Source organism: Streptomyces rubellus (assembly GCF_036323805.1).
Classification (GTDB): Bacteria; Actinomycetota; Actinomycetes; order Streptomycetales; family Streptomycetaceae; genus Streptomyces.
The window spans coordinates 170,009-193,145 of sequence record NZ_JAZDCX010000002.1 but is presented as its reverse complement, the minus strand read 5'-3'; the positions used below and the strand labels follow the sequence as shown (position 1 = coordinate 193,145).

Here is a 23,137-nt window from a genome sequence, read left to right as displayed (position 1 = left end):
CGGGCAACAGGGCGGCGACCTTCAAGCAATGGTAAATTGTTAGGCAGACAAATGACTTTCGGCGGTCGGAGTCCGGCCGTTTCACCCCTTATGAACGTTCCGCACGCCCGTTCCGCGGGCCCGTCCCGGACGCCCGCCCCGGTACGCCCGCCCGTACGCACGGAAGGACCCGCCCTCTGACTGTCGACCGCCTCAACGAACTCATGCTGATCGGCTCGCTCGTCCTGCTCGTCGCCGTCGCGGCGGTCCGGCTCTCCTCGCGCACCGGCCTGCCCAGCCTGCTGATCTATCTGGGGCTCGGCATCGCCCTCGGGGAGAACGGGCTGGGCATCAGCTTCGACGACGCCGAACTGACCCAGGTGCTCGGCTACGCCGCTCTCGTGGTGATCCTCTCCGAGGGCGGGCTGAGCACCAAGTGGCGCGACATCCGCCCGGTCGCCTCCTCCGCCGCCGTGCTGGCCACCGTGGGAGTCTGCATCAGCGTCGTGATCACCGCGGCGGGCGCCCACTACCTGGTGGGGCTGGACTGGCGGCTGGCGCTGATCATGGGTTCGGTCGTCTCCTCGACCGACGCGGCGGCGGTCTTCTCGGTCCTGCGCCGGCTGCCGCTGCCCCGGCGGCTGGCCGGGACGCTGGAGGCGGAGTCCGGGTTCAACGATCCCCCGGTGGTCATCCTGGTCGTCGCCTTCTCGATGGCCGGGCCGGTGGACTCCTGGTACGTCCTGCTCGGGAACATCGCGCTGCAGCTGGCCATCGGTCTGGTGGCCGGGATCCTCGTCGGAAAGCTCGGCGAGTACGCACTGCGGCACGTGGCCCTGCCGGCCTCGGGCCTGTACCCGATCGCGGTGCTGGCGCTGTGCGTCCTGGCGTACGCCGGGGGCACCCTGGCGCAGGGCAGCGGCTTCCTGGCGACCTACATCTGCGGGATCGTCCTGGGCAACGCCAGGCTGCCGCACCGGCCGGCCACCCGCGGTTTCGCGGACGGCATGGCGTGGATCGCGCAGATCGGGCTGTTCGTCCTGCTCGGGCTGCTGGCCACCCCGTCGGAACTGCTGGACGACTTCGGGGCCGCCCTGGTCATCGGCCTGGTGCTGACCCTGGTGGCCCGGCCGGTGTCGGTCGTGCTGTGCACGCTGCCCTTCCGGCTGCCCTGGCGGGCACAGGCGCTGATGTCGTGGGCGGGGCTGCGCGGCGCCGTACCGATCATCCTGGCGACGATCCCCATGTCCTCCCCCGGGCGGGACAGCGACCGGATCTTCAACATCGTCTTCGTCCTGGTCATCGTCTTCACCCTGATCCAGGGGCCGACCCTGCCCTGGGTCGCACGGAAGCTGGGCCTGGGCGGGAACGAGGAGGCGATGGACCTGGAGATCGAGTCGGCCCCGCTGGAGCGGCTGCGCGGCCATCTGATCTCGGTCGGCATCCCGCGGGGGTCGCGGATGCACAACGTGGAGGTCGGCGAGCTCCGGTTGCCGAAAGGAGCCGCGGTCACCCTGATCGTGCGGGGGGACAGCAGCTTCGTACCGGGACCGACGACCGTTCTGCGGCACGGCGACGAGCTGCTGGTGATCGCCACCGACGAGGTGCGCGAGGCCGCCGAGCGGCGGCTGATGGCCGTGGGGCGCGGCGGCAAGCTGGCGGGCTGGCTGGGGGCGGCGGGCAGCACGGCGCTGGGCGGCTCCCGGCGCTGAGGCACCCGCCCGTCCCGGCCGGCTGCCCGTCAGCCCGGCCGGGACGTCCGCGGCCCGCCCGCCTCCCCTGCCCGCCGGTGGGCGGTGGGTTAACCTGAAACCCGACTTCGTCCGACTTCCGGAGCTCCGACTCCGCCTGATGCAGGGCTGACGCGACCGCCCGGCCGCCCGGCAGTGTGCCGCGCCCGCGGTTCCCGCGTGAGAGGACAGCCCTCGGCCGCCCCCGCGCGGCCGCCGTACGCCCGCCGTACGGCGCCCGGGGCGCGCTACCAGGCGGCAGAAAGGTCAGGTCGTGACCACCACGGTCACTTCCTCGGTCAACCCTGAACCGGATCCCCCCGGCGCGTCCGGCGGCCCCTCCCGGGGCCCCTCCCGGAAGGCCGGCTACCGGGAACTGCTGCGCACACCCGGCGCCTGGACGTTCCTGGTGCCCGGCTTCCTGGCCCGCCAGCCGTTCGCGATGCTGACCCTGGGCATCGTGCTGCTGGTCGAGGACACCACCGGCTCGTTCGGCGCGGCGGGCACGGTGTCCGCGACCGCCGGGGTCGCGATGGCCCTGTGCGCGCCGCGCGCCGGACGGCTCGCCGACCGCTTCGGCCAGCGCGCCGTCCTGCTGCCCGGCATCGCGCTGCACGCCGCCTCCGTCGCCCTGCTGGTCTCGCTGGCCCTGTCCGGGGCCCCGCTGTGGGCGCTGCTGGTGACGGCCGTGCCCACCGGCGCCTCGGTGCCGCAGGTCGGCCCGATGGTGCGGGCCCGCTGGGCGCACCTGCTGCGGGACCGCCCCGGGATGCTGCCGACGGCGGCGGCGCTGGAGTCGGTCACCGACGAGCTGACCTTCGTCCTCGGCCCGGTGCTGGCCACCGCGCTGTGCACCGGGGTGCATCCGGCCGCCGGGCTGGCCGCGGAGGGCGTCCTCACCGTCGTCGGCGGGCTGCTCTTCGCGGCGCGGCGCCGTACCCAGCCACCGGCTCACCGCCGCACCCGGGGCGCCGCGGGCGCCGGGACGGACGGCGGTCCGCACGCGTCGGCGCTGTCGGTGCCGGGCGTACGGGTGCTGATCGTCGCCTTCCTGGGCGTCGGCGCGGTGTTCGGCGGCATGCAGGTGTCACTGGCCGCCTACACCGAGCACATCGGGCAGCCGGGTCTCAACGGCGTGCTGTACGGGATCTTCGCGGCGGGCAACATGCTGGCCGGCCTCGGCTACGGGGCGCTGACCTGGCGGTCGTCCCCGCGGCGGCGGCTGCTGGTCTCGTACGGGCTGCTGGTGCTGGCCACCGCGCCGCTGTGGGCGGTGGACGCGGTGGTGCCGCTGGCCGTTCTCGGGCTGCTGGCCGGCGCGGGCATCGGCCCGAGTCTGATCACCGGTTTCACGCTGGTGGAGCGGCTGACCCCGCCGACCGTCCGCACCGAGGCGTTCACCTGGCTGACCGGGGCGGTCGCGCTGGGGCAGGCCGGGGCGGCGACGGCGGCCGGGCAGCTGGTGGACGGCTTCGGGACGAACGCCGGGTTCGCGGTGCCGCCGCTGGCCACCGCGCTCGCGCTGGTGACCGTCGCGGTACTGCGCGGGCGGCTGGTCCCCGCGGCACCGGACGCCCCGGCGGCGAAGGGGCCGGTCTCCTTCCGTCCGTCCCGCCCGGGGCCCGTCCGGGACCCCGGGCAGGACTCCGGAGGGGACTCCGGAGGGGACTCCGGACGGAGGACGCGGAGCGGGTGACGACACGTGGCGAGGGTCACCGTCGGCCGTCCGCAGTGGACTAAGCCGCCGGAATGCTGCACCATGGTGCGTCGTTAGCACTCCACAGGTAAGAGTGCCAGGAGGAGCAAGTGCCGACCTATCAGTACCAGTGCACCGAGTGCGGCGAGGGCCTGGAAGCGGTTCAGAAGTTCACCGACGACGCGCTCACCGAGTGCCCGAGCTGCGCGGGACGCCTGAAGAAGGTGTTCTCGGCGGTCGGCATCGTCTTCAAGGGCTCCGGCTTCTACCGGAACGACAGCCGCGGCTCCTCGTCCGGCGGCTCGTCGTCTTCGGCCTCGTCGTTGTCCTCGGCCGAGAAGAAGAGCGACAGCTCGTCGTCCTCCTCTTCGTCGGGTTCGTCGTCCTCGTCGAGCGGCTCGTCCTCCAAGGCGGGCTCGACGGCGGCCTGAGGCAGCACGGCGGCTCCACGCCCCGTCCGGCTCCCCAGCGCCGCCGGACCCCGCCGGGCCGCGGCGGGATCCGGTGGGATCCGGTGGGATCCGGTGGCGTACCCGCCGCGCGGGCTAGGGTGACGGCCATGACTTCTCAGGCAGGAAGCGCTCCGCAGGCGGAGATAGGCGTCATCGGCGGGTCCGGGTTCTACTCCTTCCTGGACGACGTGACGGAGCTCACGGTGGAGACGCCCTACGGCCCACCGAGCGACTCCCTCTTCCTCGGCGAGGTCGCCGGGCGGCGGGTCGCCTTCCTGCCCCGGCACGGGCGCAAGCACCACCTCCCGCCGCACCACGTCAACTACCGCGCCAACCTCTGGGCCCTGCGCTCGGTCGGCGTGCGCCAGGTGCTGGGGCCGTGCGCGGTGGGCGGTCTGCGCCCCGAGTACGGGCCGGGCACCCTGGTCGTCCCGGACCAACTGGTGGACCGTACGAAGTCACGCGTCCAGACGTACTACGACGGCGAGGCGCTGGCCGACGGCTCGGTGCCGAACGTGGTGCACCTGACCTTCGCCGACCCCTACTGCGGAGCGGGCCGTACGGTCGCGCTCGCGGCGGCCCGCGGCCGGGGCTGGGAGCCGGTGGACGGCGGCACGATGGTGGTGGTCGAGGGACCGCGCTTCTCGACCCGTGCGGAGTCGCGCTGGCACGCGGCACAGGGCTGGTCCGTGGTCGGGATGACCGGTCACCCCGAGGCCGTCCTCGCCCGGGAACTCGCCCTGTGCTACACCTCGATCGCGCTGGTCACCGACCTGGACGCCGGCGCGGAGACGGGCGAGGGCGTCTCGCACGAGGAGGTGCTCAGGGTTTTCGCGCAGAACGTCGGACGGCTGCGCGAGGTGCTCTTCGACGTGGTGGCCGGGCTGCCGGTGGAGCGGGAGTGCGGATGCGCGGGCGCGCTGGACGGCATGGATCCGGGGATCGCGCTGCCGTAGGGCCGACCCGACTGCCCCACGGACCGCCGTGGGACGGCTGATGGGGCGTGCGGGACGTGTGCGACCCGTGTGGGTGACGGAGTTTTCCACAGCCCGTGGACCGTCCACAGGGTCCGACGGACTCGCGCGGAACCGGCCATCGTGAGGGGGTTCCCTCTCCAAGGCGGTGACCGCGGTGTCCTCCTCCCCCTGCCCCTCCTCTCCGCTCCTCCCCCGGCCCTCTTTCCCTCCGCCGTCCTCCTGTCCGCCTCCTTCCTGTCCCGTGCCGGAGTTCGAACCGGTGCGCACCGGGCGCGGTCTCCTCGGACCGCTGCGGACGGCGGGACGGGGCAGACGTGCGGTGGCCGTCTCCCTCGCCGCGGCCGCCACGGTGGCCGTGGCCTGGGCGCCGCGCGGCGGGCCCGGCGGGGAGTCGGCCCCCTCGGCGCTCCGGCCCGCGGCGGAACGGGCACCGGCACCACCCGCGCCACCCGTACCGCCGGCATCGGCATCGGCCCGGTCCTCGCCCGGGCACGGCGGTGACACGGCGGCCGAGGTCGAGGCCCCGGTGCGGATTCCGGACGCCGCCGTGGTGCGGCTGCTGCGGCCCGGCGACCGGGTGGACGTACTGGCCACCGCCGTCGACGGCACCGCCGCGGGCGTACCGGCCGACCGTCCTGCCCGGACCGTCGCCCGGAACGTGCGGGTGGCCGCCGTTCCCGGTCCCGGTCCGGACGAGCCCGGCTCCGGCGACTCCGGTGCGTCCGGTCTCTCCGGTGCCTCCGGCGAAGAGGCCGGGGCGCTGGTGGTGCTCTCGGTGCCACGGCCCGTGGCGGCCCGGCTCGCCGGGGCCGCCGCACACTCCCGGCTGGCGGTGGTCCTGTGCTGACCTCCACCGATCGGCCGCTCCCGGGGCCCGTCCCGGGCGGACCCGTGAACTGGACAGCCGGCGCGGCGATCATGCAGCGTGTGCTGTGTTCCGCCGGCGAGGGTCGGCGCGCATGTGCAGAGAGGCAGTCCGTTGAGCGAGAAGCAGGGCGTCCTGAACGGGTTCAAGGCCTTCCTGATGCGGGGCAACGTGGTCGGCCTGGCCGTTGCCGTCGTCATCGGAGCGGCCTTCACCAAGATCGTGAACTCGGTCGTGGAGGGCGTCATCAACCCGGTGGTGGGCTCCATCGGGCCCAAGGACCTCGACCGCTACCACTCCTGCCTCCAGGGCCCGTGCGTCGTCGACGAGGCGACGGGTGCGGCCGCCAGCGGCATCACGATCAAGTGGGGCACGGTGCTGAGCGCCTCCCTGACCTTCCTGATCACCGCGGCGGTCGTGTACTTCCTCATGATCGTGCCCATGAACAAGCTCAAGGAGCGGCTGGACGCCCTGGACGCCGAGGAGGCGGCGAAGGCGGCCGCGACGCCCGCCCAGAAGACCGAGGTGGAGCTGCTCGCCGAGATCCGCGACACCCTGGTCGCCCTCCGCGCCGAGCAGGGCGCGACGGCGGGCGCGGCCGGGCCGGGCCCGCAGCGCGGTGCCCCCGGCGGTCCGGGAGCCACTGGCGGCGGCCCGGCGGGAGGCACCGGCCGGTCGTAGTCCGGACATCCCCCGCCGTACACCCGCACCCGTGCCGGTGTCCGCGTCCGCCCCCGCGTTCCTGCCTCACAGATGGTGCGGGGGCTTCTCCTCCAGGAAGCGGGCCAGGTCGGCCGCGTCGCCGCCCGCCGTGTCCGTCCGCTCGCCCCAGCCCCGGTCGGTGTCGTCGCCCGACGGCCGGCTCAGCGGGTCGGTGAAGTCCAGTGCGGAAGCCGGGTCCGCCGGGGCGCGGTGCCCGGGACCGGGAGTGGCGGGGGTGTCCATGCCCCCAGGGTACGGCGGCCCCGGTCCCGGCCCGCCGCCCCGGGAGCGTCGCGGCGGCCACCCCCGGGGCCGTACCGGGGACCATGGCCGGTATGAACACCACGGACAGCACGGGCAGCACGGGAGCAGCGGAGGCCACCGGCCCCCTGGACGCACTGACGGACGTGACGGGACTGCGGGTCGGCCATGCCCGGTACCGGGGCGACGGCCGGCTGACGGGCACGACGGTGGTCCTCGCGCCGGAGGGCGGGGCGGTGGCCGCGGTGGACGTACGGGGCGGCGGCCCCGGCACCCGGGAGACCGACGCCCTCGACCCCCGCAACCTGGTGCAGCGCGTCGACGCCGTGGTGCTGACCGGCGGCAGCGCGTTCGGGCTGGACGCGGCCTGCGGGGTCGTGGACTGGCTGGCGGAGCGGGGCCGCGGCTTCCGGGTCGGCCCCGGACCGGAGCAGGTGGTGCCGGTGGTTCCGGCCGCGTGCCTCTTCGACCTCGGCCGCGGCGGCTCCTGGCGGTCCCGCCCGGACGCCGCGCTCGGCCGCGAGGCGGCCGGGGCCGCCGGCCGTACGGCCCCCGGGAGCCCGGTGCCCCAGGGCTGTGTCGGCGCCGGGACAGGAGCGGTGGCGGGCGGCCTCAAGGGCGGGGTGGGCACCGCGAGCGCGGTCCTGCCCTCGGGCACGACCGTGGGCGCGCTGGTCGTGGTCAACGCCGCGGGCTCGGTGCTCGACCCGGCGACGGGCGCGCTCTACGGCGAGCTGTACGGCGGCGGGCGTCCGGCCCTGCCCCCCGCGGCCGAGCACACCGAGGCGCTGCGCCGGCTGGTCGCCGCCCGGCGGGAGTCCGAGCGCCGTACGGCCGCCTCCGTACGCGCGCCGCTCAACACCACCCTGGCCGTGGTGGCCACCGACGCCGCGCTCTCCCGCGCCCAGGCGCACAAGCTGGCGGGCACCTCGCACGACGGGCTGGCCCGCGCGGTCCGCCCGGTACATCTGCTCACCGACGGGGACACCGTGTTCGCCCTGGCCACCGGGGCCCGGCCGGCGTCCGCGCGGGAGGCGGCCGACGGTTCCGCCACCGGGGAGCCCACCGGGTTCGAGGCCGTCGAGGAGTTCAACGCCGTACTGGCCGCCGGTGCCGACACCCTGACACGGGCCGTGGTGAAGGCGGTGCTGGCCGCGGAGGGCGTGGACGGTCCGGGCGGGGTGTTCCCCGCCTACCGCGACCTCTACGGCCGCCCCCGTTCCTGAGCCGACCACCGGGAGGGCCTCCGGGACCGGAGGCGGCATCCCCTGGGCACGGCAGAGCCCCGGTCACTCGGGGAGTGCCGGGGCTCTGGTCGTGCGGATCGCGCCGGTTCGGCGCGGGTCTTCTGCGGGGGCGTTCCGGGGGCCGGGGTCGCGCGGCACGATGCGTTCCGCCGTGCCCCGTCCGGTCACGCCGCCGCGTCGAAGCCCGTGTCACGAGCCATCTTCTTCAGTTCCAGCAGGGCGTGCTTCTCGATCTGGCGGATGCGTTCCCGCGTCAGGCCGTGCTGCTTGCCGACCTCCGTCAGCGTGCGCTCGCGCCCGTCCTCGATGCCGTAGCGCGCGCGGATGATGGAGGCGGTGCGGTCGTCCAGGCGCCCGATCATGTCCTCCAGCTCCTCACGCCGCAGCATCACGAGCACGGAGTCCTCCGGAGAGGTCGCGGAGGTGTCCTCCAGCAGGTCACCGAACTGCGTCTCGCCCTCGTCGTCCACGGACATGTTGAGGCTGACCGGGTCGCGCGCCCAGTCGAGCACGTCCGTGACGCGCTCGGCCGTCGAGCCAAGCTCCTCGGCGATCTCGGCGGGCTCGGGGTCGCGCCCGTGCTCGCGGTTGAACTCCCGCTGCACACGGCGGATCCGGCCCAGCTCCTCCACCAGGTGGACGGGCAGCCGGATCGTGCGCGACTGGTCGGCGATCGACCGCGTGATGGCCTGCCGGATCCACCATGTCGCGTAGGTGGAGAACTTGAAGCCCTTGCGGTAGTCGAACTTCTCGACGGCCCGCACCAGGCCCGCGTTCCCCTCCTGGATCAGGTCCAGCAGCGGCAGCCCGCTGCGGGGGTAGCGCCGTGCGACGGCGACGACCAGACGCAGGTTGGAGCGGATGAAGACGTCCTTGGCACGCTCGCCCTCGGCGACTATCGCGGCCAGCTCCTCGCGGCTGGCGGTCGCGCTCGGCGAGTCCTCCGAGACGGGCTCGACCTCGCCGTCGAGGATCTGCTGGGCGTACACGCCCGCCTCGATCGCGAGCGAGAGCTCGACCTCCTTGGCCGCGTCCAGCAGCGGAGTGCGGGCGATCTCGTCGAGGTACATGCCGACCAGGTCCCGGTCCGCGACATCCCCCGAGGACGAGGTACGAGCAGTGCGTGCCTCGCCAGTGCCCTTGCTATCGGCCTGACGACGGGCGACGGCACGGGTTGCCATACGTACTCCCTTACGAGTGGTCTACAACTGGTCGGTGGCGGTTCCGGCCACCCGGCGTCTTCTCACTCGGGTGCCCGCTTCGCTGGAAACAACGACTTCAATCCGGACAGAATTCCCAAGCCGCCCATCGACTTTGTCGATCTTGCGGTATCCTGCGCCGCCGCGCGAAGGGGGATTTCCATGGCGGGGAGCGGAGAAGTGCAGGTCAGGGCGGGCGGGGAGGAAGACCTCCCGGAGCTGACCGAGATCTACAACCACTACGTCCGTGAGACACCCATCACATTCGACACCGTTCCCCTCACCGCGGCGGACAGACGTCCCTGGCTGCTCTCCCACCCGGTAGACGGCCCCCACCGCCTCCTGGTTGCCCTGGACACGGGGACGGGCCGGGTACTCGGCTACGCCACCAGCAGCCCGCTCCGCCCCAAGCCCGCCTACTCCACCTCGGTGGAGACCAGCGTCTACCTCTCCCCCACCGCCCGCGGCCGGGGCGTCGGCACCCTGCTCTACAAGCACCTCTTCGAGGCGCTGTCCGGCGAGGACGTCCACCGCGCCTACGCGGGCATCGCCCAGCCCAACCCGGCCTCCGTACGTCTCCACGCCCGTTTCGGCTTCCGCCACATCGGCACCTACGGGGAGGTGGGCCGGAAGTTCGGCCGGTTCTGGGACGTCGCCTGGTACGAGAAGCCGCTGGACTCCTGACCGCCCGCCGCCGACCGCCCGCCGCCGCGCCGGCCCGGCCCGGCCCGGCACCCGGCACACACCGGCCCCCACCGCGAACACCCCCGTCGTCCGCGGTGGGGGCCGGTCACCGGGGCGCGGCGTGCGCACGCGCTCCCGGCCGTCTCCCGCGGGGCCGTCTCCGGACGGCCCGGTCAGTCCGCCTGCCGCAGCGCCTCCAGAGTCGCCGCCCGCCCGGGGAGCCGGGACTCCGCCGGGGCGCGCAGCCCGTCGAGATAGATCTGCAGATGCCGGCCGGAGAACCGCTCCAGCCGCGCGCAGTCCGCGCCGGGCAGCGGCCGGGTGAGCTGTCCCACGGCCATCAGTAGATCGCCGGTGTCGGCGTCCGCGCGGAGCCGCCCGGCCCGCCGCGCCCGCTCGAAGAGCTCCTCGACCGCCCCCTCCAGCCGGCGCCGGGCGGCCAGCAGCCGGGGCTCCTCGCTGTCGAAGTCCGCGTCCAGCAGCGGGCACAGGGCGCCGACACGCTCCTGTGCGGCACCGGTGACGAAGCGGCGCAGCGCCTCGAAGGGATCGACTCCCCCGCCGTCCGGGCCGCACTCCTCCAGGGCCGCCAGCGCCCGGTCCGCGATCCGCTCCACCACGGCGAGCACGACCTCGTACGCGAGGGCCTCCCGGTCCGGGAAGTGCCGGTAGAGGGTGGCGTTGCCGACACCCGCGCGCCGGGCGATGTCGTCGAGCGACGCGTCGGACCCGTACAGGACGAACGCCTGGCCGGCCGCGGCGACGATACGCTCCCGGTTGCGGACCGCGTCCGCGCGCCTGGGCGGGACGGTGCCGCGCGGGGCGGTGGTGCCGGTGGCCGCCATGCCGTCCCCTCTCGCGGGCTCCCGGGGGGCGGGCCCCCGTTCGAATAGGTAACGTCGCAAACGGGGACCGCCTCCCCGGTTGTTCCGCATTCAAATGTGACGCGCGTCACATCACGGCGCGCTCGCCGTCCGCCGCCCACCACCCGTCTCCCGGCCCGTCGTCCACACCCCTGGCCGCCCGCCCGGCACGCTGCGACGATGTGCCCGCCACAGCTCCACGACCCGTACGCCGCCCACCCTCCCCCTGTGAGGAGAGCCCCGAATGCCGCAGCCCGCACCCCCTTCCCGCAGACAGGCCCTCGCCACCGGCCTGCTCGGCGCCACCGCGGCCCTGACCGCCTCCGCCGCCCTGGCCTCCCCTGCGGGTGCCGCCCGCGTCGACCGCTCCCGGGGCGTACGGGCCAGGGCACGGGCCGTCCTGCGCCGCATGTCGCTGGAGGAGAAGGTCGGGCAGCTGTTCGTCGTCGAGGTGTACGGCCGGTCCGCCGACGAGCCCGCCGCCGGCAACCGCGCCCTGTACGGCGTGGACACCCCCGCCGAGGTGATCGCCAAGTACCTGCCCGGCGGCGTCATCTACTTCGACGCCCGGCGCGGCCCCGACAACGTCTCCGACCCGCGCCTGACCGCCCGCCTCTCCAACGGGCTCCAGCGCGCCGCCCGCACCCGCGGCGCCCGCGTACCGCTGCTGATCTCCGTCGACCAGGAGGGCGGCAGCGTCGTCTACCGGCTCACCGAGCCCGCCACCCTGCTGCCCGGGAACATGGCGCTGGCGGCCGGCCGGTCGGCGGCCGACACCCGGCGCTCGGCCGAGATCCTCGCCCGGGAGCTGGCCGCGCTGGGCATCACCCAGAACTACGCGCCCGTCGCCGACGTCAACGTCAACCCCGCCAACCCGGTCATCGGCGTCCGCTCCTTCGGCTCCGACCCGGGGCTGTGCGCGGAGCTGACCGCCGCCTCCGTACGCGGCCACCACCGCGGCGGTACCGCCTCCGCCGCCAAGCACTTCCCCGGCCACGGCGACACCGACACCGACAGCCACACCGGACTGCCGCGGATCGACCACACCCGCGAGGAACTGGACCGCATCGACCTGCCGCCCTTCCGGGCCGCCGTCGCCGCCGGGGTCGACACGATCATGACCGCCCACATCGTGGTCCCGTCCCTGGACCCGTCGGGCGTCCCGGCCACCATGTCGCACCCGATCGTCACCGGCCTGCTCCGCGAGGAGCTGGGCTTCGACGGCCTGATCGTCACCGACGCCCTGGACATGCGCGGCGCCGCCGGGCAGTTCCCGCCGGACGTGGCCCCGGTCCGGGCCCTGCAGGCCGGGTGCGACCAGCTCGTCCTGGCCCCCGAGACGGACACCGCCCACGGCGCCGTCCTGGCCGCCGTCCGCGGCGGCGAGATCCCCCTCTCCCGGCTGGACGCCTCGGTGGAGCGCATCCTGGTCCACAAGATCCGCCGCGGCCTGCTGGCCCATCCGTACGTGGACGAGGAGCGCGCCGTCCGCGCCGTCGGCAGCGCCCGCCACCGCGCCGACGCCCAGGCGATCACCGACCGTACGGTCACCCTCGTCCGGAACCACGGCGGCCTCCTCCCCCTCTCCCCCGCAGCCCGCTCGGTGCTGGTCACCGGCTGGGGCACCGAGACCACCCGCACCCTGGCCGACGCCGTCGCCGACCGCCCCGGCCAGACCGCCACCGTCCTGGAGACGGCAGCCGTCCCCGCCGACTCCCTCATCGCCGCGGCCGTCTCCGCCGCCGCGGACCACGACGCGGTGCTCGTCTCCGTCAACGCCGCCGCGGCCGGCTCCGAGCAGGGCGCCGCCCAGGCCGCGCTGGTCCGGGCCCTGACGGACACCGGCCGCCCGGTCGTCGCGCTCGCCGTCCGCAACCCCTACGACATCCGCCGCTTCCCCGGCGTCCCCGCCTACCTGGCCACCTACTCCTACGGCGCCCCCTCCCTCCGCGCCGCCGTCCGCGCCCTCTACGGCGACCTCTCCCCCACGGGGAAGCTCCCGGTCACCATCCCCACCCTCGACGCCACCGGCACCCTGCACCCCTTCGGCCACGGCCTGACGTACTGACCCGCCCGCCCACTCCCCGAAGCACCGCCAACGCGTTCGGCACGCCCCGCCCCGATCCGCTAACCTGTCTGCGCATGCCTTCGTAGCTCAGGGGATAGAGCACCGCTCTCCTAAAGCGGGTGTCGCAGGTTCGAATCCTGCCGGGGGCACCGGCGCAGAGGCCACCCAGGGGCGTCCCCGGGTGGCCTCTGGCATGTCCTATCCGAGGGTGACGCGGCGGACAGCGACAGGCCGCACACCGTGCTCCGCCGCAGCCCTGGTCCTCGAAGACCGGGCCACCCCGCGCAGAACCTGGCATACTTAAAGTATGGCAACTCGGAAGATCACCATCACCGTGCCGGAAGAGCTTGTCGAATCGATCAAGGAGCGCGTCGACCCGCGGGGAGTGTCCGGCTACATCGCGGCCGCCGCCGCTCACCAGGACGCCATGGACCGGCTGCGCGAGCTGGCCGAACGCCTTGAGGAAGAGCACGGCCCCGTGTCGGACGACGAGCAGCAGGCGGCGCTGGACCGTATCGCCGCCATCGACGGCTGGCACGACGAGCAGCGCCCGCACTCGGACGAGGCCGCGTGAGCCGCACCGCCCGGGCGAAACCGCACCGGCCGCGCCGCCGCGTCTTCGTGTTCGACTCCGAGGCCCTGTCCAAGGCGGTTCAGGGCGACCGGGAGATGGCCGCGCTGATCAAGGCGGCTCCACGGCTGGACATCCCGATCGTCACCTCGGCCCTCACGACTTTGGAGGCATGGGACCCGCGCGGAGCGCCGAGGCAGGCACTGTGGAGCTGGACGCTCTCCCGGATCCGCGTCGTGCACACGGACGACCAGGTGATCTCCATGGCGCGCGGCATGCTCAAGGCAGCCGGCCTGCATGGGCACAAGTACGTCATCGACGCCGTCCTGGCGGCGGTGGCCGGGCGGGAAGCCGCGCAGGGGACCGAAGCGACCCTCTTCACCTCCGACACCGACGACATGGACCAGCTCCTCGCGGGCCGCTCCGTGCGGATCGAGAAGGTCTGACAGGGAGCCCGCGCCTCCCTCCGGCTGTTCGCCGCAGGAGCGGACGCCGAACTCCAGCCCCTCGAAGGGAGCGGAGAGCAGGAACTCCTCGAAACCGTCATTGCCCGGCGTCACCCAGCGATGGAGCATCCGAAAGCTGCCGACGGCAGCCCTGCCCCCGCCGCCGCGAGCTTCCGCATTCACCAACCGCATGAACCACATGAGAACCATGCATTTGTGTCATGTCCCCGGTCGCCTTGAATGCCAGGAACGGCGCACGGGATGCCAGGACCGTTCGCGCCGTTTCTCTCCACCCGGCTCGCGGCGGCGCGGCCCGGCCCCGCCCCCGCGATTCCCGAACCTCTTGTGAGGTGCACAGATGACCGTGACCACGCGGGAAGTCCCCGACGTCGGCCTCTTCTCCGACGAGGTCCTGCTGGACCCCTACCCGGTCTACGCCGAGCTCCGGGAACGGGCGTCCGTGGTCCGTCTGGAGTCGGCCGGGATGCCCGCCGGGATATGGGCGCTGACCCGCTACGAGCCGGTCCGCGACGCGCTGGGCGACCCGCGCGTCTTCTCCTCCCGGTCGGTCGCCTTCAACGAGCGGATGAACGCCGCCCTCGTCGGCACCTCCCTCGCCACCGATCCCCCGGACCACCAGCGGCCGCGCGGCGCGCTCACCGAGAACCTCTCCCCGCGCGCGATACGCGGCCTCAAGGCCGGCATCGACGCGAAGGCCGACGCCATGGTGGCCGGGCTCGTCGAGCGGGGGACGTTCGACGCGATCGACGACCTGGCGCGGGCGCTGCCCCTGGCGGTCGTCGTGGACCTCATCGGCGTCCAGGGGAAGGCCCGGGAGAAGGTCCTCGACTGGGGACACGCCGCCTTCAACGTGCTCGGCCCGATGAACGAGCGCACGGTCGCCGACTTCCCGGTCGCCGGTGAGCTCTTCGAGTGGGCCCACAACATCAGGGCCGGGGAGCTGACCGAGGGCAGCATGGGCCGCGCGATCTTCGCCGCCGCCGAGCGCGGGGAGATCCCGTACGAGAACTGCGGAATGATCACCCACCAGTACGTCGCGGCGGGGATGGACACCACGATCGCCTCCATCGGCAACGCCATCGACCTCTTCGCGGCCCACCCGGACCAGTACGGCCTCCTCCACGAGGACCCGTCGCTGATCCCGTCCGCCTTCAACGAGGTCCTGCGCTACGAGGCGCCGCTCCCGCTCTTCGGGCGGCTGGTCACCGAGGACGTCGAGATCGACGGAACGGTGATCCCCGCCGGCTCGCAGGCCGCGGTCCTCCTGGCGTCCGGCAACCGCGACCCGCGGCACTACCCGGACCCGGACAGCTTCCAGGTCCGGCGCAACCCCGCCGACCACCTGTCCTTCGGCTACGGCACGCACGGCTGCGCGGGCCAGGGCCTCGCCCGGCTGGAGGCGTTCGCGGTGCTCGGGGCGCTGGTGCGGCGCGTGCGCCGGTTCACCGTCGGCCCCGGGGAGCGGCGCGTCGGCAACATGACCCGCAGCCTCGACAAGCTGCCCGTCGTGGAGCTCGAAGCCGCCTGAGCGCACAGGCACACCACGGCACGACGGTGCCCGCCCCCGGAGGGCCGGGGGCGGGCACCTGCACTTTCCGTGGCGGGCGGGCTACGCGGCCGCTCCGGCTCTGCCCTCCTGCGGAAGCGCGTCCTGTTTTCCCCGTGACAGCCACTGTCAGTGACCGCTGCGACGATCGCCGCACGTCAACGCGAGGAGATCACCATGGGAGCCTGGGACGTCGGCCCTTTCGAGAACGACATGGCCGCGGATTTCGCCCACACCCTGGACGAGACGGCCCCGGACAAACGCGAGAGCCTCGTGCGCGCGACACTCAGCCGCGCCGTCCAGGCCCGCGACTACCTCGAAAGCTCAGAGGGCGAAGAGGCTGTCGCAGCTGCCGCTCTCGTCGCGGCACAGTGTCCGGGCGGTGAGCCGGTCAGCACAGGCTACGGGCCCAAGGAGGCTCTTCCTGTTTTCGCCGACGATCTTCGGCCGCTTGCCGTCGAAGCACTCGACCGAGTGGTCGCCGAGAATTCCGAGCTCGCCGAACTCTGGGACGAGGCACACAGCAGCCCGAGGTGGCGGCAGAGCATCAGCCACCTTCGCGCCGTCCTCGCACCTGAATCCGGCCCTCGGGAAGAAGCACTGTCCGGTGTTCAGCAGGTAACCCGTGTTACGGATCGCAGGACTTGAGCAGAAACCGATCTCGCGAACAAAGCCGGCCGTGCCCTGGCCCCGTGCCGAACGCCGGGGCGCTACGGCCGGACGGTCCCGTGGTCCGTGTCGAAGGTGTCGCCGGTCAGCTTCGTCTTGGCGAAGCCGATCAGCGAGGACACCGTGCCGCCGGGGGTGTCCCAGTACTCGGCGCTCTCCACGTCGACCCTGATGAGCACCGCGTCCGGGTTGTCGGGGCCGCCGGGCAGCCACGCCTCGGCGAAGGTGTTCCACAGTTCCTTGAGCTTGGCCTGGTCGTAGACGAGCTCCGCGTGCCCGCTCATCGCCACCCAGGAGTCCCGGGAGGAGAAGGTCAGGGACACCCGCGGGTCCACCCCGATGTCGCGGACGTGGCGGGTGCCCCGGGCGGTGATGAACCACAGCTCGGCGCTCGGCTCGACCTCCTGGCGGGCCATGGGGAAGCTGTGCGGTCCTTCGGACCCGTAGGTGGTCATCATGGCGATGGGCATGTCCCGCATCAGCTCGACCAGCTTCTTCCGCTCATCGGACATGAGGGTTCTCCGTACCTCGTGGGGGGCTGTACCGGGCTCTTCCCGCAGTACCCGCTCCGGCGCCCCCGACACGGCCCGGACGGCGCCCGCGGGTGGCGCCCCCGGGAGCGCACCCCGGGCAGTACGCCGGAGGGGAGGTCACCGCTCGGAGCGTTCGCCCACCCGGATCAGCGTCTGCTGGCCCGACACGACGAGTGACCGTTCGCCGTCCCGGACGGCGAACACCTCCAGGCGGCACACGGTCAGCGTCCGCCCGGCCCTCAGGACCGTCCCCACCGCCTCGACGTGGTCCCCCACGGCCGGGGCCAGAAGGTTGATCTTGTACTCCACCGACAGCACCGAGGTGCCCTCGGGGAACAGCGTGAGCGCCGCGCAGCCACCCGCGCTGTCCGCGACCGCGCTCGTCGCCCCCGCGTGGAAGTAGCCGTGCTGCTGGGTCACTTCGGGACGGCCGGGGAGCACGATGTGCGCGCTCCCCGGCCCGATGTGCGTCAGGCGGGCGCCGAGGTGGCGCATCAGCCCCTGGCGTTCGAAGTCGGCCCTGACGCGCGTCCGCACCTCGGGGCTCGCCTGCTCCTGCCGCGTCCGGTCCTCCACATGCCCTCCTTGAGCGGTCCTCCCCGGGCGGGGCGCCGACCGGGGCCGGCTCCTCCCCGTGGGACGTCGGCCGGACGTCCCGCGAGGAGGAACCCGCCGGGAGCGATCATCATGACACCGCCGTAGCGGGCGTCCGCAGGGACCACCGCAGGCGATGGCCCGGGGCCGCGCGGCACGGGCGGTGCGGGCGGTACGGGTGCCGCCCGCACCGCCGGGCGAACCACCGTCGCGGAGCGGCGGATCGTGGGTGCGCGCCTCCCAGAAAGAGCGGGGCCTGCCGGCGGTACGCGCCACCGCGCAGGGTGGACAGGGCACGGCGGCGAGAAGCCCGCCCCGGGCCCGCCGGCCCCGTCCACCGATCCGCCCCAGGAGGCACGGTGTCAGACCACGTGAACCCCCAGAACGCCGACGGCCGCGGGCGCCGCGACGCGCTGAGGCTGGTGGGAGGCGGCGCCCTCCTCGCGGCGCCGCTCCTCACCGCCGCCCCGTCCGCCGCCCGCGCGGCACAGGCCGCACCCGCCACGCCCGCCGCCTCCGCCGCCACCCGGCGGGAGCGGCGCCTCAAGCGCCTCACCCTGGACGCGTTCCACCGCCAGGCCCGCGGCGGCGACTTCTTCGACATCCTCGCCGACGACGTCGTGTGGACCGTCGCCGCCGCCGCTCCCGGCACCCACCACGGCAAGGCGGCGTTCCTCACCCGGGGCGCCGCGCCGGTGACGGCCCGCCTGTCGACCCCGATCATCCCGACCGTCCGGGACATCTGGGCGGAGAAGGACACCGTCGTCGTCCACTGGGACGGCGAGGCCGTGGCCCGGGACGGCCTGCCGTACCGCAACACCTACGCCTGGATCTGGACCTTCCGCGGCGACCGCGTGGCCAGGGCCGTCGCGTTCCTCGACCTGGTGGAGCTGAACAAGCTGTTCGACCGCGTCCCGCTGCCGGAGTGAGCGGCGGAGGCCGGAACCGAGACCGGGGAGGGCGGTGAGAGGGGGGTGGGGTCGGAGCCTTTTCGCGGCCCCGGGACCCGCAGGTCCGGGGACCACTCAGCGGCCACCCCCCTTGGCCACCGCGTTCCCCACCGGGGACGCCGAACCGGCCGGCAGTGGACGGAAGCTAGCACCCGCCACCGACAACGCCCCCGGGCCGCGCGGCGGAACGGTCGCGCACCCCGCCGCGCCCGTACGGCCCCGCCGTACGGATGGACACCGCCGCGGAACGCACCGGACAGCGTTCGCGCCGCCGCACCGGCCGGTACCGTGTCGCACGCCCCCGCACACCCCGCACGGGAGGACACGGCATGACCCCCGCCCCCACCGGACGGCTCGTCCCCACCCCGGCCGGCCACGACCTGATCCTCACCCGCACCTACCCCGCCCCCGCCGACGACGTCTGGGCGAACGTCACCGAACCGGAGCACACCGCCCGCTGGTTCGGCCCGTGGCGCGGCGAGGCCGGTCCCGGCCGCACCGTCGAGGTGCGGATGGCGTTCGAGGAGGAGGCGCCCTGGTCCCCGCTGCGGATCGACGCCTGCGAACCGCCGCACCGGCTCGCCGTCGCGATGGAGGACGAGGCCGGCTCCTGGCACCTGGAGCTGCTGCTGGCCGAGACCGGCGACGGCACCACCGAGCTGCGCCTGGTCCATCACCTGACCTCCACGGACGGGCTCGGTGAGACCGGCCCCGGCTGGGAGTGGTACCTGGACATGCTCACCGCCGCCCGCACCGGCGGCCCCAAGCCCGACTTCGACGACTACTACCCGGCGCATAAGGCGTACTTCGACTCCCTGGCCTGAGCCCCGGCCCGCCCCCTCACGCCGCCCCCGTGCCCTCCGCCGCCGCCCGCCTCCCGACGAGCGCCGACGACTCGTCCGGGCTGAGCGCCTGGGCGCGCAGGGCGGCGTAGCGCTGCTCCAGCGCGCGCACCTCCGCGCGCCGGACGGTGACCCGCTCGCCGTCCCCGGTGCGGGCGACCGGCGGCCGTCCGTCGGCGGGCTCCAGCAGCACGAAGGCGCCGCCCTCGGCCCCGGCGTGGTCGGCGGTGCCGGTCGGCATCACCTGCACCTCCACATGTCGCAGCCGCCCCAGCTCCGCCAGGTGCGCGAGCTGCGCCCGCAGCACCGCCGGGCCGCCGTAGGGGCGGTGCAGGACGGCCTCGTCCAGCACGCAGGTGACCAGCGGCGCGGGCCGCCGTCCCAGCACCCGTTCGGCGCGGTCGGCCAGCGCCGCCGTACGCCGCTCGACCTCCTCCTCGTCCAGCAGCGGGCGGGCGGCGCGCAGCACCGCCCGGTGGTAGTCGGGGGTGCGCAGCAGCTCGGGGACGGTGGCCGGGGCGTACGCGTGCCAGGCGGCCAACCACTCCGGTTCGCCGGGGACGCCGGCCAGCCCGGCGGCGCGGGCCTGCTCGACGAGGTCGGTCGCGCAGGTCAGCAGCCCGCCCGCGTCCAGGACGCTGTCGGCGGCGGCCAGGAACTCCGGCTGCGGCGGGCGCCGCCCCAGCTCGACGGCGGCGACCATGGACGGGCTGTAGCCGATCGCCGGGCCCAGCTCCGCCCGTTCCAGGCCGGTCCGGCGGCGCAGGATCTTGATCTGCCGCCCGACGCAGCGCAGCACCTCCTGCGCCCCGACCTGCCCGCGCACGGGCGGCGGCGGTACGGACTCGGACGCCTCGGGCGTCCCCGGCGGTGTGTCGTTCATGTGCGGTTCCTTGCGTGCGAGAAGTGGGCCCCGTCCGTCCGCAACGGGGGGCGCGGGCGGACGGGGCGGTCTGCGGTCGTCGCCCGTCACGGCAGGGGCAGGGCGGCCGGGGTGCAGCCGTGCAGGGTGCGGGTGAGCTGACCGGCCACCACCCACGGGGCCTCGGGCCGGCCGTGGAAGACGACCTCCTTCCCGCCCCGGTACAGCCGCCCGCCGCGCGAGTGCCACAGGCGGCCGTACACCCCCTCGACGGCGGAGTGCCGCACCCGTACCGCCACCCACCCCTCCTTCAGCAGGTGGGGGCAGCGGGCCACGGACTGCCGGGCGCAGGGCAGGCACAGCGGCGGGTGGGTGGTGACGGCCCGCTCGGGCCAGCCGTCCCACGCCCCGCGGTCGTCCTCGATCACCCACAGCACCCCGTCGGCAGTACGGCTCGCGGGGCGGGCACAGATCTGGCACAGCAGCCGGAGCATCGCGCGCCGCTGCCGCGCCGGGTGGATCCGCCCGAACTCGGGGCGTCCCCGGCCCGGGGCCTGCTCCGTCCGGGACCACAGGACGCCGTGCCGGTCGCGGTCCTGCGGCACCTCGCCGACGTAGGCCAGGCCGTACGGGGTGGCGACCACGTCCGGGGAGACGCAGCGCTCGCCCGACCAGGCCACCACGTACGGCACGGTCTCCCCCCGCGCGTTCCCGCGGGCGTCCCGGGCGTCCCCTACCGCGTTTCCCCCGCTCACCGCAGCACCTCCCCGGCCTCCGCGAGCGCCAGGGCGTACGCGGACGCCACGTCCCCGCCCCGCGCCGGCTCCCGCCCGGCGGGCCCCACCAGCCAGCCGCGCCCGCCCAGCCGGTACGGCTCCACGACGCACGCGGGCGGCAGCAGCACCGGCGTCCCCGGCGGCAGTACGGCGTCCCCCTCGGCCGTCCCCTCCGCCACGACGAAGTCCGCGCCGTCCGGTCCCACGAGCACCGGGCCCAGCGGCACCCCGGCCACCCGCAGCCACCGCACCGTCTCCGGCCCCAGCCCCACGGGCACCCGCACCACGTCGAACCCGCCCCCGGCCGGCACCTCCGCCAACCCACCGCGCGCCCACGCCCCCAGCACCTCCCAGGCCCGCCCACATCCGGCGAGCCACCGGGCGCCCTCCACCACGGAACCGACCGCCCCGCTCACCGGCCCTCCCCCTCCCGGCCGAGGTACCGCAGCAGCCACCGGCAGTCCAGCGCCAGCAGTTGCACGTGGTTCGTGGCCGACTGCAACCCCGGTCCGGGTCCGCGATCGAGCTCGGCGGCTGCGATCGCCGCCCGGGCCCGCCCCGCGTCGGGAACTGCGGGAATCAACAACCGCAGATGCCCGCGCAACTCGGCCTCGATCTCTTCCAATTCCTCGTGCCGGGGCAGGACACGGCGGATGGCAAGGGCCCGAGTGATGGTGGTGGTGATGACGTCCGCGTCAATCCGTACGCCCTGGGAATCGGCCCCTGTTCCGAGCATTACCGGCTTACCAACCAATGGTGGTGCTTCTGCCGCTTTCGATGTACTTCCGGTACTCACACAGGGATGATGTGACTTCGAGCACAGGCCCAACTAGGCCACACCGAGGCCACTTTGCGGCCATTCGACGGCCACACCTGGGAGCAGCGCCAATGACGCTTCACACTGCACATGCGGCGGGCAACAACGTACTGCGAGCGGCCCGGTTGAAGAGAGGCTGGCGCTCGGGAGAAGCTGCCGCCAAAGCGGTGTCCACAGCGGGACGTAGGGCTCTGAACGATGCGCACTTCGAGGTGTCGCCTCGCACCTGGCGGCGATGGGAGTCAGCGCGGCCGGGCTGGCCACGCGAGGACTACGCGGTCGCACTGCACGCCGCGTTCGGACTGTGGCCCGAAGACCTCGGCTTCGAGGTGCCGCCGGGGTGGGTACGCCCCGAGTGCAACGAGAATACGACACCGGAGGCAGAGGTGAAACGGCGCGCTTTCGTATCGGCGACCACCGCCGCCCTGACCCTCGGTCCTGTCCCACCACGCCATGTCGACCCCGCCCTCGTCCCCTACTTCCAGAAGCAGTTGGAGGAGCACTACCGGGCGGACATGCTGCTGGGACCGCACGACCTGATCGGCACTGTCTCCGCCCAATACCAGTTGATCGACCGGCTTGTACGAGCCGCAAAGGGAGAGACCCGTCGAGGTCTGCTCCGGGTGGGAGCCGCCTATGCCGCGATGATCGGCTGGCTCTACCAGGACGCCGGAGACCTCAGTGCCGCCACGTTCTGGCGAGGCGTGGCACAGGAGATCGCCGTGCGATCCCGCGATCCCCATCTGATCGGCTACTCACTGGTGAACCAGGCACAGGTCCGCACCGACCTCGGTGACGGGCACGGTGTCATCGACCTGTGTAAGGCTGCCTTGGAGAACGCCGGGAAGCTGGCGCCGAAGGTGCGCGTGATGGCCATGCAACAGCAGGCTCACGGAGCCTCACTGACAGCGGACCGGCGGGAAGTGGACCTGCTCATCGACCAGGCAACTGACCTGCTCGCCCAGGTGGACGACGACCTACCGTGGGGAAACGCCTGCCGACGGACACCGAACTACCTGGAAGTACAGCGCGCCACCTGCTACGGACGGCTCGGCATGGGAGCAGAGGCCGGCAGGCTGTGGGAACAGGTCCTGGCGGACATGCCCACGACCGCACGACGCGACCGAGGTGTCTACCTGGCACGGCACGCAACCGCAGCCGCGACAGCGGGAGAGCCGGAACAGGCAGTGGAGATCGCCCGTCAAGCCGCGCAGATCACGGTGGAAACCGGCTCGATGCGTGCGCGACGGGAGTTGAAGACTCTGGAGCAGGCAATGCAGCCATGGCACGATGCCTCGGCAGGCCAAGCCCTGACCGACGTACTGGCATCAGTGGCATAGGAAAGGACGACGGCGTGACGCAGGCTCCCACACCCCTGACCGATGAGGAGATCACCGCCCGGCTGCACGACCTGCCCGGCTGGACCCGCGAGGGGAACGAAATCACCCGGAGCTTCGGCATCCGCTATCACGGCGGGGTGGCGATGATCGTGCACGTCGCAGACGTGGAACGGCTGATCGGCCACCACGCCGACATCGATCTGCGCTGGGACAGGCTACGTTTCGCGATCACCACACACGACGCCGGTCACCGCCTGTCCGACGCGGACTTCGACCTCGCCCGCCGTATCGACCAGATCGCCGCCGCCCACGGCGCCCAGCCCATCTGAGGCCCAGCCCGCCAACCGGCCTTCGGAGCCGTACGGTGAAGACGACGTACGCTGCAGCCCGATCCTCTGACGAGCTATCTGCCCCCAGACCTTAGCCCGACCGATCGGGAGAGATCCC

26 protein-coding genes and 1 tRNA gene are annotated in these 23,137 nt (G+C 73.8%); 18 read left to right on the top strand and 9 right to left on the bottom strand.

What is annotated here, in order from left to right; all coding sequences use genetic code 11:
• The first annotated feature begins 203 nt into the window (after positions 1-203).
• The 6 genes from V1L54_RS03245 (at position 204) to mscL (ending at position 6,380) form a co-directional block, all read left to right on the top strand.
• Positions 204-1,691 carry a potassium/proton antiporter gene (locus tag V1L54_RS03245; RefSeq protein ID WP_330116291.1) on the top strand — a complete coding sequence of 496 codons (1,488 nt, stop codon included), beginning with the start codon at positions 204-206 and terminating at the stop codon, positions 1,689-1,691.
• A gap of 394 nt (positions 1,692-2,085) precedes the next feature.
• Positions 2,086-3,405 (top strand): MFS transporter, encoded by a 1,320-nt coding sequence (locus tag V1L54_RS03240; RefSeq protein ID WP_330116448.1) that lies wholly within the window; start codon positions 2,086-2,088, stop codon positions 3,403-3,405.
• A 110-nt stretch (positions 3,406-3,515) separates the two neighbouring features.
• Positions 3,516-3,836, top strand: coding sequence for an FmdB family zinc ribbon protein (locus V1L54_RS03235; RefSeq protein WP_330116290.1), 321 nt, complete (start codon positions 3,516-3,518; stop codon positions 3,834-3,836).
• A gap of 128 nt (positions 3,837-3,964) precedes the next feature.
• Positions 3,965-4,813 carry an S-methyl-5'-thioadenosine phosphorylase gene (locus V1L54_RS03230; RefSeq protein ID WP_330116289.1) on the top strand — a complete coding sequence of 283 codons (849 nt, stop codon included), beginning with the start codon at positions 3,965-3,967 and terminating at the stop codon, positions 4,811-4,813.
• Positions 4,814-5,075: 262 nt separating this feature from the next.
• Positions 5,076-5,681, top strand: a complete 606-nt coding sequence (locus V1L54_RS03225) for an RcpC/CpaB family pilus assembly protein (protein ID WP_330116288.1) — start codon at positions 5,076-5,078, stop codon at positions 5,679-5,681.
• 132 nt (positions 5,682-5,813) lie between these two features.
• Positions 5,814-6,380 (top strand): large conductance mechanosensitive channel protein MscL, encoded by a 567-nt coding sequence (gene mscL, locus V1L54_RS03220; RefSeq protein WP_330116287.1) that lies wholly within the window; start codon positions 5,814-5,816, stop codon positions 6,378-6,380.
• Positions 6,381-6,446: 66 nt separating this feature from the next.
• Here mscL and V1L54_RS03215 read toward each other — a convergent pair whose 3' ends face one another.
• The gene (locus V1L54_RS03215) at positions 6,447-6,644 is read right to left on the bottom strand and encodes a hypothetical protein (protein ID WP_330116286.1); all 198 of its coding nucleotides are present in this window, start codon (positions 6,642-6,644) and stop codon (positions 6,447-6,449) included.
• A gap of 83 nt (positions 6,645-6,727) precedes the next feature.
• Here V1L54_RS03215 and V1L54_RS03210 point away from each other — a divergent pair, with 83 nt between their 5' ends.
• Entirely contained in the window at positions 6,728-7,888 is a 1,161-nt protein-coding gene (locus V1L54_RS03210; protein ID WP_443076459.1) for a P1 family peptidase, read from the top strand.
• Between the two features lie 185 nt (positions 7,889-8,073).
• On the opposite strand, the gene V1L54_RS03205 is transcribed toward V1L54_RS03210, so the two are convergent.
• Positions 8,074-9,090, bottom strand: a complete 1,017-nt coding sequence (locus V1L54_RS03205) for a sigma-70 family RNA polymerase sigma factor (protein ID WP_330116284.1) — start codon at positions 9,088-9,090, stop codon at positions 8,074-8,076.
• A gap of 180 nt (positions 9,091-9,270) precedes the next feature.
• Here V1L54_RS03205 and V1L54_RS03200 point away from each other — a divergent pair, with 180 nt between their 5' ends.
• On the top strand, positions 9,271-9,792 hold the full coding sequence (locus tag V1L54_RS03200) for a GNAT family N-acetyltransferase (RefSeq protein ID WP_330116283.1): 522 nt from the start codon (positions 9,271-9,273) through the stop codon (positions 9,790-9,792).
• Positions 9,793-9,965: 173 nt separating this feature from the next.
• Here V1L54_RS03200 and V1L54_RS03195 read toward each other — a convergent pair whose 3' ends face one another.
• Positions 9,966-10,637, bottom strand: a complete 672-nt coding sequence (locus tag V1L54_RS03195) for a TetR/AcrR family transcriptional regulator (RefSeq protein WP_330116282.1) — start codon at positions 10,635-10,637, stop codon at positions 9,966-9,968.
• Between the two features lie 262 nt (positions 10,638-10,899).
• Here V1L54_RS03195 and V1L54_RS03190 point away from each other — a divergent pair, with 262 nt between their 5' ends.
• The 6 genes from V1L54_RS03190 (at position 10,900) to V1L54_RS03165 (ending at position 15,955) form a co-directional block, all read left to right on the top strand.
• The gene (locus tag V1L54_RS03190; RefSeq protein WP_330116281.1) at positions 10,900-12,723 is read left to right on the top strand and encodes a glycoside hydrolase family 3 protein; all 1,824 of its coding nucleotides are present in this window, start codon (positions 10,900-10,902) and stop codon (positions 12,721-12,723) included.
• Between the two features lie 76 nt (positions 12,724-12,799).
• Positions 12,800-12,872, top strand: a tRNA-Arg gene (locus V1L54_RS03185).
• A gap of 158 nt (positions 12,873-13,030) precedes the next feature.
• Entirely contained in the window at positions 13,031-13,297 is a 267-nt protein-coding gene (locus tag V1L54_RS03180) for a hypothetical protein (protein WP_330116280.1), read from the top strand.
• Positions 13,294-13,740, top strand: a complete 447-nt coding sequence (locus V1L54_RS03175) for a hypothetical protein (RefSeq protein ID WP_330116279.1) — start codon at positions 13,294-13,296, stop codon at positions 13,738-13,740. Before V1L54_RS03180 ends, V1L54_RS03175 begins: the two co-directional genes overlap by 4 nt.
• 358 nt (positions 13,741-14,098) lie before the next feature.
• Complete coding sequence (locus V1L54_RS03170; protein ID WP_330116278.1) at positions 14,099-15,289, top strand: cytochrome P450; 1,191 nt, start codon at positions 14,099-14,101, stop codon at positions 15,287-15,289.
• Positions 15,290-15,439: 150 nt separating this feature from the next.
• Entirely contained in the window at positions 15,440-15,955 is a 516-nt protein-coding gene (locus V1L54_RS03165; protein ID WP_330116277.1) for a DUF4259 domain-containing protein, read from the top strand.
• Positions 15,956-16,017: 62 nt separating this feature from the next.
• On the opposite strand, the gene V1L54_RS03160 is transcribed toward V1L54_RS03165, so the two are convergent.
• Entirely contained in the window at positions 16,018-16,488 is a 471-nt protein-coding gene (locus V1L54_RS03160; RefSeq protein WP_330116276.1) for a pyridoxamine 5'-phosphate oxidase family protein, read from the bottom strand.
• A gap of 138 nt (positions 16,489-16,626) precedes the next feature.
• Positions 16,627-17,085 carry a PaaI family thioesterase gene (locus tag V1L54_RS03155; protein WP_330116275.1) on the bottom strand — a complete coding sequence of 153 codons (459 nt, stop codon included), beginning with the start codon at positions 17,083-17,085 and terminating at the stop codon, positions 16,627-16,629.
• A 377-nt stretch (positions 17,086-17,462) separates the two neighbouring features.
• Here V1L54_RS03155 and V1L54_RS03150 point away from each other — a divergent pair, with 377 nt between their 5' ends.
• Both V1L54_RS03150 and V1L54_RS03145 read left to right on the top strand, forming a co-directional pair.
• Positions 17,463-18,032 (top strand): nuclear transport factor 2 family protein, encoded by a 570-nt coding sequence (locus V1L54_RS03150; protein ID WP_330116274.1) that lies wholly within the window; start codon positions 17,463-17,465, stop codon positions 18,030-18,032.
• Between the two features lie 350 nt (positions 18,033-18,382).
• Positions 18,383-18,877 (top strand): SRPBCC family protein, encoded by a 495-nt coding sequence (locus V1L54_RS03145; protein WP_330116273.1) that lies wholly within the window; start codon positions 18,383-18,385, stop codon positions 18,875-18,877.
• A gap of 16 nt (positions 18,878-18,893) precedes the next feature.
• Here the strand turns inward: V1L54_RS03145 and V1L54_RS03140 are convergent, their stop codons facing one another.
• From V1L54_RS03140 to V1L54_RS03125, 4 genes are all read right to left on the bottom strand, one after another.
• The gene (locus V1L54_RS03140) at positions 18,894-19,778 is read right to left on the bottom strand and encodes a helix-turn-helix domain-containing protein (protein WP_330116272.1); all 885 of its coding nucleotides are present in this window, start codon (positions 19,776-19,778) and stop codon (positions 18,894-18,896) included.
• A gap of 86 nt (positions 19,779-19,864) precedes the next feature.
• Positions 19,865-20,512 carry a hypothetical protein gene (locus tag V1L54_RS03135; protein ID WP_330116271.1) on the bottom strand — a complete coding sequence of 216 codons (648 nt, stop codon included), beginning with the start codon at positions 20,510-20,512 and terminating at the stop codon, positions 19,865-19,867.
• The gene (locus V1L54_RS03130; protein ID WP_330116270.1) at positions 20,509-20,949 is read right to left on the bottom strand and encodes a hypothetical protein; all 441 of its coding nucleotides are present in this window, start codon (positions 20,947-20,949) and stop codon (positions 20,509-20,511) included. Before V1L54_RS03130 ends, V1L54_RS03135 begins: the two co-directional genes overlap by 4 nt.
• On the bottom strand, positions 20,946-21,329 hold the full coding sequence (locus V1L54_RS03125; RefSeq protein ID WP_330116269.1) for a DUF6415 family natural product biosynthesis protein: 384 nt from the start codon (positions 21,327-21,329) through the stop codon (positions 20,946-20,948). The genes V1L54_RS03130 and V1L54_RS03125 overlap by 4 nt, the downstream gene beginning before the upstream one ends.
• 92 nt (positions 21,330-21,421) lie before the next feature.
• Between V1L54_RS03125 and V1L54_RS03120 the strand changes: the two genes are divergently transcribed.
• Positions 21,422-22,690: an NsdA family TPR-like regulatory protein gene (locus V1L54_RS03120; protein ID WP_330116268.1), complete on the top strand. Its 1,269-nt coding sequence runs from the start codon at positions 21,422-21,424 to the stop codon at positions 22,688-22,690.
• 14 nt (positions 22,691-22,704) lie between these two features.
• The gene (locus tag V1L54_RS03115; protein ID WP_330116267.1) at positions 22,705-23,019 is read left to right on the top strand and encodes a 4a-hydroxytetrahydrobiopterin dehydratase; all 315 of its coding nucleotides are present in this window, start codon (positions 22,705-22,707) and stop codon (positions 23,017-23,019) included.
• Positions 23,020-23,137: the final 118 nt, after the last annotated feature.